Here is a 10,326-nt window from a genome sequence, read left to right as displayed (position 1 = left end):
CAATAAAGTCAGCTTTTACATTTTCAGGTAGAAAGCTCGCTTTAAAGCTATTCGCAGCCAGCGTTCTCACCGTGTGTTCATCCAAATTCAGTGACTGATGTAACGCATTAAAATTATCGTTAAGGAAGCCCCCAAAATAAGTCGGGTCGTCCGAGTTCACCGTTACCAGCAACCCCGCATCTAATAGCTCGATGATATTGTGCTCTTTCATATCATCTATCACACAAAGCTTTAGATTACTTAGCGGACAAACAGTAAGCGGTATCTGTTTTTCTTTTAAATGTGCCATCAATGCATCGTCTTCTTGACAACGAACACCATGATCAATGCGGTCAACATCTAGTAGTTCAATGGCTTCCCAGATGTATGATGCAGGTCCTTCCTCACCAGCGTGAGCAACAATTTTAAAACCAAGAGATTTCGCGTGTTTAAACACACGCTCAAATTTTGAAGGTGGGTGACCAAGTTCAGAGCTATCAAGCCCCACGGCTGTTATATGCTCGTAGTATGGTTTTGCCTCTTCCAATGTTTTAAAAGCGTCGTCCTCTGATAGATGGCGCAAGAAAGACATTATAAGATAACTGCTGATACCGTACTCTTCTTTGGCCTTGGTCATTGCGCGCAGAAACCCTGCCATAAACACATCAAAGCTTATTCCCCTCTCCGTGTGGGTTTGCGGGTCAAACATGATTTCAGTATGAACAATATTGTCGTCGAAACACCGTGATAAGTATTCCCACATTAAGGTGAAGAAGTCTTCTTCGTCCCTTAACACTCCTGCTCCTGCGTAATATAAATCTAGAAAACTCTGTAAATCTTCAAAGTTATACGCTGCTTCTATCTCTTCCACGTTAGCATAGGGTAGTGTTACACTATGTTTCTTAGCTAGGCGCCACATGAGTTCAGGCGTTAAGCTTCCCTCTATATGCAGATGCAATTCGGCCTTTGGAATGTTGTTAATTATTGATGACAGCGACATGGCCCCTCACTTAATTGCACTATAACGATGCAATCGCATTAGTTTAGTGCGTATTAGTTTATCTTTAATGCTATCTGTAAACGAGTTCTATTGCTCATTTAGGTTTTGTTTGCGGTTTTTTTAACGTTGTTTTTATTGTTTCTAAACCGCATGGCTGCTCGTAGGCTGCCTGGCTAGTGACGTTGAGTCACACAGTGATTGTTACTTGATCACTGTACTACATTGTAAGTTAGCACAAAACGCACCAACAAGTTGACTAACTGGTCAGTTTATTGCTTTCCATGCACAAAATACTTAGTGAAACACATACAGAGAACTCTTGATGTCTAACAACGTTATTGAGCGGCTTTTTAAGCTGCAGGAACACGGAACCACGGTAAGAACAGAGATTATTGCAGGACTTACCACGTTCGCAGCCATGTCATACATACTTGTTGTAAACCCTGGCATTTTAGGGCTTAGCGGCATGCCCGTTGAGGGGTTAATTACGGTTACAGCACTGGCAGCTTGTATCGGCACGCTGATGATGGCGCTTATGACAAACTACCCTATCGCTCTAGCACCAGGTATGGGGTTAAATGCGTTTTTCGCGTTTACTATTTGCCTTGGTAGAGAGGTTCCTTGGGAAGCCGCGCTGGGCATTGTGTTTTGGAACGGTATTCTTTTTCTACTTCTTTCGCTTACGGGTGTTCGAACTAAAATCGCCGAATCAATTCCGCCATCGTTAAAAATAGGGGTTCAATGCGGAATAGGCTTGTTCATCGCTTTTATCGGTCTTAAAAATGCGGGTCTGATCGTTGATAACCCAGCGACCTTTGTTCAGCTTGGCGACCTTTCAGAACCCGCTGTAATGCTTGCTTTGGTTGGTATTATATTTACCATTGTTTTGATGGTTAAGCGCGTAACTGGCGCTATTTTAATTTCAATTGTAACGCTCACGCTTATTGGCGCCTTTATACCAACAGAAAACGGCACATTAACGGCAACTCCCACAGCCGTTGTGGGCATGCCAGAATCTATTTCAAATACCTTTATGGCAATGGATTTTTGGTATCCTATCGATCATTTAGCAGAGACCTGGGACCTTATTTTCGCACTTATGTTTGTCAATATGTTCGATACTATCGGAACGTTAATTGGTGTTTCTCGCAAAGCGAACCTTTTAACTCCTGAAGGTAAACTGCCTAAAATTGGTGCTGCCATGACAGCCGATGCCTCGGCAAGCGTTGCTGGCGCATTTGTAGGCACATCCCCTGTCACCAGCTACGTTGAATCTGCTACCGGCGTTTCTGCTGGCGGCAGAACAGGTCTGACAGCAGTGGTGGTTTCAGTGTGCTTTTTATTATCACTTTTTTTGACGCCATTGATGAAAGTCATTCCGCTTATGGCTACCACGCCAGCGCTGCTTATGGTTGGGATTTTGATGATGGAGTCTATTCGGCAAGTCGATTTTGATGACTTGGGCGCCTTGGCTACCGCATCAGTGGCACTTATTGCGATGCCGCTCACATTCAGTATCAGCGAAGGTATCGCCCTTGGTTTTATAACGTACGTGGGAATTAAGGTTGGCACAGGAAAATTTAAAGAAGTTACGCCGCTCACCTACGCACTAGCTATTGTTTTCTTACTTAGATATCTACTCGACTTGAAATAAGTCACCTTCGTTTGAAGGGTATAGCGCGCAACACTACCGTCGGATACAAAAAAGGTGGCTTCTAAGCCACCTTTTTTAAGATTGCTATAACGCAGGCTACACGCCTACTTAAGTCCATCGTACGTGAAGGTAACCGCTTTATCGCCCATGAATACAATCTTCACATGCTTGCTGTCTTCGTTACCCCAAGTACATGCCATAGTGCCCATTGTTTTGCCACAGTTGTCGGCAGACCCTAAAATGGCTTCAACTTCGTCTTGAGTCATCCCCATTTCTAACTTATCGTAATTTTCTTTCGTCAGCTTCGAGCACGCTGTCAGGGCTAGTGCACTTAAAGCAATAATGGCTAGTTTTGTTTTCATGTTTTTGTCCTTTGTAAAGCGAATCCGCAAGCGACTTATCAAACTCGCGAACATTTGTTCAATATACTTTGAAGATATCAGCGTACTTTAAACGCTAAATATGCGGCTTGTCATTACCCTCTTTAGGATGATTAGCTAACCAGTGACGTGCAATTTGCTCCCGCGTAGCTATCCACACCTTATCATGAGATTTGATGTATTCGATAAAGCGTTTAAGCGCGGCCATACGCGCAGGTCGACCTACAATGCGATTATGCAAACCGATGGACAACATTTTTGGCGCTTCATTACCCTCTTCATACAAGATGTCAAAGGCATCTTTTAAGTAGGTAAAGAATTGCTCCCCACTATTAAACCCTTGAGGTGTTGCAAACCGCATATCATTTGTATCTAACGTGTACGGTACCATCAACAGTGGCTTACTATAATGACAGTCGTAATAGGGCAAATCATCAGCGTAAGAATCAGCGCAGTATAAAATATCGTCTCTTTCTGCGATTAGTTTAAGCGTATTCGGGCTCGTTCTTCCTGTGTACCAGCCTACAGGCTTCGCACCTGTTAACTGCTCGTGAAGCATAATCGCATCGTCTATTTGTTTACGCTCTTGCTCCTCACTCATGTCTTGGTAATGTATCCAGCGCATGGCATGACTCGCAATTTCCCATCCTGAATCCATCATGGCTTTTACGGCATCTGGGTGACGCTGCATAGCCATGGTTACCCCAAAGACAGTAACAGGAATTTGGTAATTATTGAGCAAGCGATGCAAGCGCCAAAATCCAGCGCGGCTACCATACTCATAAATTGATTCCATACTTAAATGGCGATCTTTGTAAGCTTGTGCGCCAATAATTTCTGACAAGAAAATCTCTGATGCCTCGTCGCCATGAAGTACGCAGTTTTCACCGCCTTCTTCATAGTTTAATACGAACTGAACGGCTATTTTTGCTCCGTCAGGCCAATTTGCATGGGGGACATGTTGGCCATAGCCAACGAGATCACGAGGATATATAGACTCTGTCATACTACACCTCGAAACTTTCAGGCACAGACAACCCACAACCGCCGAGCACTAGCTTTACAACCTGCTTTGTGGCGTCTTCAAAATCCGCTTTTGTCATTTTTTTACCGCGAAGACGAGTGATTTGCGCAGAAAAGTCAGCATAGTGCTGGGTACTTGCCCAGATGGTGTAGAGTAAATATTCACCTTCAATGGGAGGAAGCTTACCCGCGTTAACCCACGCATCAATAACGGCGAGTCGTCCTTTCATCCAAAGTGCGTGCTCTTCGTCAAAGTATCCACTTAGATTTTGCGCACCATTTATTATTTCCATCGCGAAAATTTTTGAAGCCATAGGATGGGTTCGCGATACTTCTATTTTCTCAGCAATGTAATTTGCCAATACCTCTGCCGGATCGTCTTCTACCGTGGCTTTATCAAAACGCGAGTTCCAGAGCGACAGGGTTTCTTCTAGAACTGCAACATAAAGTTCTTGCTTGGTTTTGAAGTAATATAAAACATTGGTTTTTGGCAGCCCTGCTTCGTCGGCAATCTTTTGAACGGCAGTTCCTTTAAAACCAAATTGCGCAAAGCACTTCTCGGCGGCTTGGAGTATCTTTCTTCTATTCATAGCGCCAACGCCAGCGTCGACACTTTTTACCTTCATCATTATTCTTTTAATTCCTTTGCAAATTACCTTGCAAGCACACAGGCCCAACAAATGCTGCATGTATTTCGATAGGTTAGCATTTATTGATAACGCGATGCTACAGAGTATACACCCCACTCAACTAAGGTGTTTATTATACCAAAGCTCGACTTATGCATTTTTTTAAAACCTTGCACGAATCTTGCCTTGTCTTTACTAACTATGCAAAAGTGAGGGTTGCCGAAGCGTTTATTTACCCTCCACTTATTTGTGCAAAATCTTGGCCTTTTATAACCCGGCCTTTTTTTATAAGCAAAAAATTGACCATATGGTCTACTTTTATTGAAAAAATACAGCTATATTAATGGATACAAGAATGAACATAGAAAGAAGGTGTGAGTATGATTCGCTTTCTAATAAATAACGATATCGTTGAGATTAATGAAGCGCGAGCCGACCTCACCCTTCTGCAATTTATACGCGAACATCGCAAACAAACAGGCACTAAAGAAGGCTGTGCGGCAGGTGATTGCGGCGCATGTACTGTCGTACTTACTGAGCCTGTAACTACGAATAGTGGAACCAAGCTTCACTATCGAATGGTGAATAGCTGTATTACGCTAATGAGTGCAGTACACGGTAAACAACTAATATTTGTTGAACATTTAAGCGATGGTAAACACTTGCACCCAGTTCAACAGGCTTTAGTTGAACATCATGGCTCCCAGTGTGGTTTTTGTACCCCTGGTTTCATCATGTCTATGTTTGCGCTGTATCATAGTGATAGTAAGCCCGATAGAGATGATGTACTACATGCATTATCTGGCAACTTGTGTCGATGCACCGGCTATCGCCCTATTATCGATGCCACAATGGCGGTATGTGAAAGCGCGCCAAACGATAAATTTACCGCAGCCCAAGATCAAACCTTGGCTACATTAAAGTCGCTTGAGCGTACTGCCCCAACGGGTACAGGCAACATTCATACACCGTCCTCTCGCGAAGAATTAAAAGCGCTGATTACCGCCTTTCCAGATGCGCAGTTAGTAGCAGGAAGCACTGACCTAAGTTTGCAGTTCACGCAGCAGCTTAAAAAAGTCGATACCTTAATTAGCCTGACACATATTGATGCACTTAAACAGCGCACCAAAAATGAGCATTCTATCGCTTTTGGTGCAGCGCTTCCGCTAAGTGATGTCGCGCCTGACTTGTTAGCAGCGTTTCCACAAGTGGCAGAACTCGTCACTCGCTTTGCATCCTTACCTATTCGTAATCAGGCTACCATTGGTGGAAACGTAGCGAATGCTTCACCTATTGGGGATATGCCGCCGCTTTTACTCGCCCTCAACGCAACGCTGCATTTGGACAATGGCAATGAAATGCGCACCGTTCCTATTAGCGCGTTCTTTACTGGTTATCGCGAAACACAATTAGCGCACGGCGAGTGGATCAGCGCCATAGAAATTCCCTTAAAACAATCTAATCACGTGTTAGCCGCTTATAAAATTTCCAAGCGATTTGAAGATGATATTTCGGCGGTATGTGCCGTGTTTAATGTCACCATTGAGGATGGCAAAATAGAAGCGATTAGCAGTGGTTTTGGTGGCGTAGCGGCAACACCGATAACCTGCAGTGCGCTTGAAAGCGCACTTATTGGTAAACAATTTTCTAGCAAAGAGTGCTTGAACTTAGGTAAGCAAATACTGTTTGATGCCTTCTCGCCCATAGACGATGTGCGCGCCACCGCCGAGTACCGCAAAACAGTTTTAGCCAACTTGTGGCATCGTTTCTGGTTAGAGCATCAGTCGGTAAGCAAAATAGAAACACGAGTGGTGCAACATGCGTAAGTTAATTAACACCCCTTTCTCAGAAGACGAAAACAAAAATCAAAGCGTCGTTCACACGTCAAAAAGACATGAAAGTGCTGAGCGCCAAGTTCAAGGCAGTGCTAACTACGTTGATGATATCGTTGAACCTCAAGGTACGCTCTACGCCGCGGTTGGCTTAAGCCAATGTGCTAAAGGCACAATCAACAGCATAAACCTTAACGCTGTGCGTGAAAGTGAAGGCGTGGTTGACGTGGTAACTATTGAAGATGTTCCCGGGCATAAAGACATCGGCCCCGTTTTTGAAGGCGATCCCTTACTTGCTAATGGCGAAGTTAAGTTTTTCGGCCAGCCGGTATTTGCCGTACTGGCTACGTCAGTCGCGTTAGCGCGCCAAGCAGCATTAAAGGGCGAGATTAATGTCACTGAGGTCGCGCCAGTACTTAGTGCAGATGAAGCACATAGGCAGCAGACGTTTGTGCGCCCATTACATAGATTCGGCCAACACTCTGAGCGTGTTGATGACGCCTTCGCTAACGCTACGCATCAAGCATCAGGTACACTTAGCATTGGCGGCCAAGAACATATGTACTTAGAAGGTCAAGTAAGCCTCGCGATCCCTGATGAAGAAGATCGCATGAAAATCTACACCTCCAGCCAACACCCAAGCGAAGTTCAAAAGCTAGTTGCCGAGGTACTAGACGTAAAGTTGCACCGCGTAATGGTAGACATGCGAAGAATGGGCGGTGGTTTTGGTGGAAAAGAAACGCAGGCGGCACAATGGGCTTGTATTGCAGCGTTGCTAGCGCGCCGCAATAATTGTGCAGTAAAGCTTCGTCTTCCTCGCTTTACCGATATGCATGTAACGGGTAAACGCCACCCCTTTGAAAATTCTTTTGATATAGCGTTCGATAGTACAGGTAAAATTAACGCCACCCGCATGACAATAAATGGGATATGTGGGCACTCTCCTGACTTATCTGATGCGATTGTAGATAGAGCCATGTTCCATGCAGATAACGGCTACTTCCTTGGTGATAGCGACATAACGGGTCACAGGCTGCAAACTAACATGGTGTCACATACCGCTTATCGCGGCTTCGGTGGCCCTCAGGGAATGATCATGGCGGAAGCTATGATGGATAAAATTGCTCGTGCCATCGGTAGCGATCCTCTTTCAGTTAGAAAGCGCAATTTGTATGGACCTACAACGGGTACTACCACGCCCTATGGAATGGAAATTGAGCACAACCTTTTGCCAGAAATGATTAGCGAATTAGAAGAGAGCGCCCATTACTGGCAGCGTCGAGAAGCGATTAGTGCATTTAACAGAGAAAGCCCTGTAATTAAGAAAGGGCTTGCATTAACGCCGGTTAAATTTGGCATTTCCTTTACCGCCAAACACCTTAACCAAGCTGGAGCGCTCGTTCATATCTACACTGACGGAAGCATTCAGGTAAACCATGGCGGCACCGAAATGGGTCAAGGTTTGCACACAAAAATAGGCCAAATCGCGGCGAACGAGTTCGGCGTAGAATTGGACATGATTGAAGTGACCGCTACGCGAACCGACAAAGTACCCAACACATCCCCAACGGCAGCATCGAGCGGAACAGACTTAAACGGTAAAGCCGTCCAAAACGCGTGTATTACGCTTAAAGCACGCTTGGCCGAATGCTTTGCGAAAAGCCTCGATCAAGAAGCGAAGGCGGAATACGTTCAATTCAGCAATGGTTACGTGGTTTTAGGTGAACACCGAATACGTTTTCCAGAGCTTATACAACAGGCGTATTTTGCACGCGTCTCTTTGTCTTCAAGCGGCTTTTACAAGACACCTAAACTTCAGTACAACCGCGATACCGGTGAAGGCCGACCGTTTTTCTACTTTGCTTATGGCGTGTCGATGAGCGAGGTTTCTATCGATACACTCACCGGCGAATACACGGTTGATAAAGTGAACGTGATACACGATGTGGGCAACAGTCTTAACCCTGCCATTGATATTGGTCAAATAGAGGGCGCATTTATTCAAGGAATGGGCTGGCTTACCACAGAAGACTTAAAGTGGAACGAAAACGGCAAATTAATTAGCGAAAACATGGCCACATATAAAATTCCAGCCATTGGCGATACGCCAAAGGAATTTAACGTGAAGCTATTTGGTAGAAAAAATGCTGAAGACAGTATCTATCACTCAAAGGCCGTGGGTGAACCACCATTCATGCTAGCGATATCGGTTTGGTGTGCGCTAAAGGACGCGATTTCAAGCTTGTCAGGCTACACCATCGATCCGCAGCTAGATACTCCAGCTACACCTGAACGCGTTTTAAACGCCGTGGCTGCAATTCAGCAGGCTGATAGCCGAGGCGGTGGTGCATGACGAGAGCGGCTACCTCTTTTCGCGCTAGACACTGGCACGAGGCAATTGCCGAATGCCAAGATCGCAACGAAGGCTACGTATTGGTTACCGTTGTAAATACGGCTGGCTCGACACCCCGTGAACCGGGAAGCAAAATGGTGGTTACCGCTTCAACCAGCATTGACACTATAGGCGGCGGGCATCTTGAATTTGATGCAATTGCAAGAGCACGGGAATTTCTGGCCAAAGGCGAGCCATGCACGGAACTGCACAGCTATCCACTAAGCAGTGCGTTAGGTCAGTGCTGCGGGGGTGCAGTAAAAGTACTGTTTGACGTTTGCAATGTGCATCAGCAGCATATCGCCATTTTTGGCGCTGGCCATGTAGCAAAAGCTCTAGTGCCTATTTTGGCACAACTTCCTGTGCGCCTATCTTGGATAGACAGTCGTGATGATTTGTTCCCCCCGTTGCTACCCGCTAATGTTCAAAAAGTGGTAGAGGAAATACCAGAAAGCGAAGTGAGGCACCTTGATGAAAACAGCTGGCTTGTCATATTAACCCATGATCACCAGCTTGATTATCGCATTACGGAACAGGCATTGAAGCTTCCGTCTTTGCCATTTGTAGGTTTAATAGGCTCAGACACGAAAGCTAAACGCTTTATCACAAAGCTTATCCAGCGAGGGTTTGACGAACGTGCACTATCGCGATTTGTCACGCCTATTGGTAATCGCGACATTCCGGGCAAACAACCTATTGAAGTTGCCGTTTCTATTGCAGCCCAATTAATTGCAAGGCTTCACGATGATAAGTCGGTAGCAGTGGATGACTCAAAAGACGCTGATAGCGCGCCATCCGACGTCAGGGCCACGTCTGCAAACGCTAACGAAGCAGGTCAAAGAAAAGAACAAGCCTTAAGCAATAGCAAAAAGAGGAGCACAATCAGTGACGTTAAATGATGTAAACGAACTAAACGCTGACGACGCGTCTTCATGGTTTGAACAGTGCTGCGCGTCAAAAGTGTGGATTTACCACATGGTTAACGCCCGCCCTTATCAAAATGTTGAGGCGCTGACTGAGCAGGCAAAAAAAGCATGGGCAAAATGCAGTTACGATGATTATCTTGAAGCGTTTACCGCACACCCTATGATTGGTGATGTAGATTCTCTTCGCAAAAAATTTGCTAACACTAAAGAAATCGCAGCTGGTGAGCAGTCAGGGGCAGCCAGTGCGTCAGAGTCTGTATTGTATCAACTAAAAGAAGCCAACCACGCTTATCTGGAAAAGCACGGATTTATTTTTATTATTTGCGCAACCGGTCTTTCTGCGCTCACCATGCTAGAAGCATTGCAGGCGCGCCTTCCTAACTCAACTCAAGAAGAGATGAGTAACGCCGCAGCAGAGCAAATTAAAATAACCTTGCTTCGAATTAACAAAGCGCTGGATGAATAGTGATCATCTAAACTCTTTTAGCTATGCGACGAGATTTATAATGCA

General features: G+C 45.2%; 9 protein-coding genes. 5 read left to right on the top strand and 4 right to left on the bottom strand.

The window, feature by feature from the left end:
- The coding region (locus GVO62_RS00365; RefSeq protein ID WP_159117258.1) for an adenosine deaminase at window positions 1-979 on the bottom strand (979 nt) is incomplete at its 3' end.
- Between the two features lie 322 nt (window positions 980-1,301).
- Between GVO62_RS00365 and GVO62_RS00360 the strand changes: the two genes are divergently transcribed.
- Window positions 1,302-2,633, top strand: a complete 1,332-nt coding sequence (locus GVO62_RS00360; RefSeq protein ID WP_159117257.1) for an NCS2 family permease — start codon at window positions 1,302-1,304, stop codon at window positions 2,631-2,633.
- A gap of 104 nt (window positions 2,634-2,737) precedes the next feature.
- Here the strand turns inward: GVO62_RS00360 and bamE are convergent, their stop codons facing one another.
- From bamE to GVO62_RS00345, 3 genes are all read right to left on the bottom strand, one after another.
- A complete protein-coding gene (bamE, locus tag GVO62_RS00355) occupies window positions 2,738-2,995 on the bottom strand; it encodes an outer membrane protein assembly factor BamE domain-containing protein (RefSeq protein WP_105930933.1) in 258 nt (85 codons plus the stop codon).
- Between the two features lie 94 nt (window positions 2,996-3,089).
- Window positions 3,090-4,019 carry an allantoinase PuuE gene (puuE, locus tag GVO62_RS00350; RefSeq protein WP_159117256.1) on the bottom strand — a complete coding sequence of 310 codons (930 nt, stop codon included), beginning with the start codon at window positions 4,017-4,019 and terminating at the stop codon, window positions 3,090-3,092.
- Window position 4,020: 1 nt separating this feature from the next.
- Window positions 4,021-4,665 carry a TetR family transcriptional regulator C-terminal domain-containing protein gene (locus GVO62_RS00345; RefSeq protein ID WP_159117255.1) on the bottom strand — a complete coding sequence of 215 codons (645 nt, stop codon included), beginning with the start codon at window positions 4,663-4,665 and terminating at the stop codon, window positions 4,021-4,023.
- 380 nt (window positions 4,666-5,045) lie between these two features.
- On the opposite strand from GVO62_RS00345, the gene xdhA reads away from it, so the two are divergent.
- Genes xdhA through uraD form a run of 4 tightly spaced genes read left to right on the top strand, consistent with a single transcriptional unit; the run spans window position 5,046 to window position 10,281 of the window.
- Complete coding sequence (gene xdhA, locus GVO62_RS00340; protein WP_159117254.1) at window positions 5,046-6,491, top strand: xanthine dehydrogenase small subunit; 1,446 nt, start codon at window positions 5,046-5,048, stop codon at window positions 6,489-6,491.
- Window positions 6,484-8,850 carry a xanthine dehydrogenase molybdopterin binding subunit gene (gene xdhB, locus GVO62_RS00335; protein ID WP_159117253.1) on the top strand — a complete coding sequence of 789 codons (2,367 nt, stop codon included), beginning with the start codon at window positions 6,484-6,486 and terminating at the stop codon, window positions 8,848-8,850. Before xdhA ends, xdhB begins: the two co-directional genes overlap by 8 nt.
- Complete coding sequence (gene xdhC, locus GVO62_RS00330) at window positions 8,847-9,788, top strand: xanthine dehydrogenase accessory protein XdhC (protein WP_159117252.1); 942 nt, start codon at window positions 8,847-8,849, stop codon at window positions 9,786-9,788. The genes xdhB and xdhC overlap by 4 nt, the downstream gene beginning before the upstream one ends.
- Window positions 9,775-10,281, top strand: coding sequence for a 2-oxo-4-hydroxy-4-carboxy-5-ureidoimidazoline decarboxylase (gene uraD, locus GVO62_RS00325; RefSeq protein WP_159117251.1), 507 nt, complete (start codon window positions 9,775-9,777; stop codon window positions 10,279-10,281). The genes xdhC and uraD overlap by 14 nt, the downstream gene beginning before the upstream one ends.
- Window positions 10,282-10,326: the final 45 nt, after the last annotated feature.

This window comes from Alteromonas sp. KUL150 (assembly GCF_009811475.1).
Taxonomy (GTDB): domain Bacteria; phylum Pseudomonadota; class Gammaproteobacteria; order Enterobacterales; family Alteromonadaceae; genus Alteromonas; species Alteromonas gracilis.
Note: the sequence above shows the minus strand (reverse complement) of the source record. Positions and strands in the feature narration are given on the sequence as shown.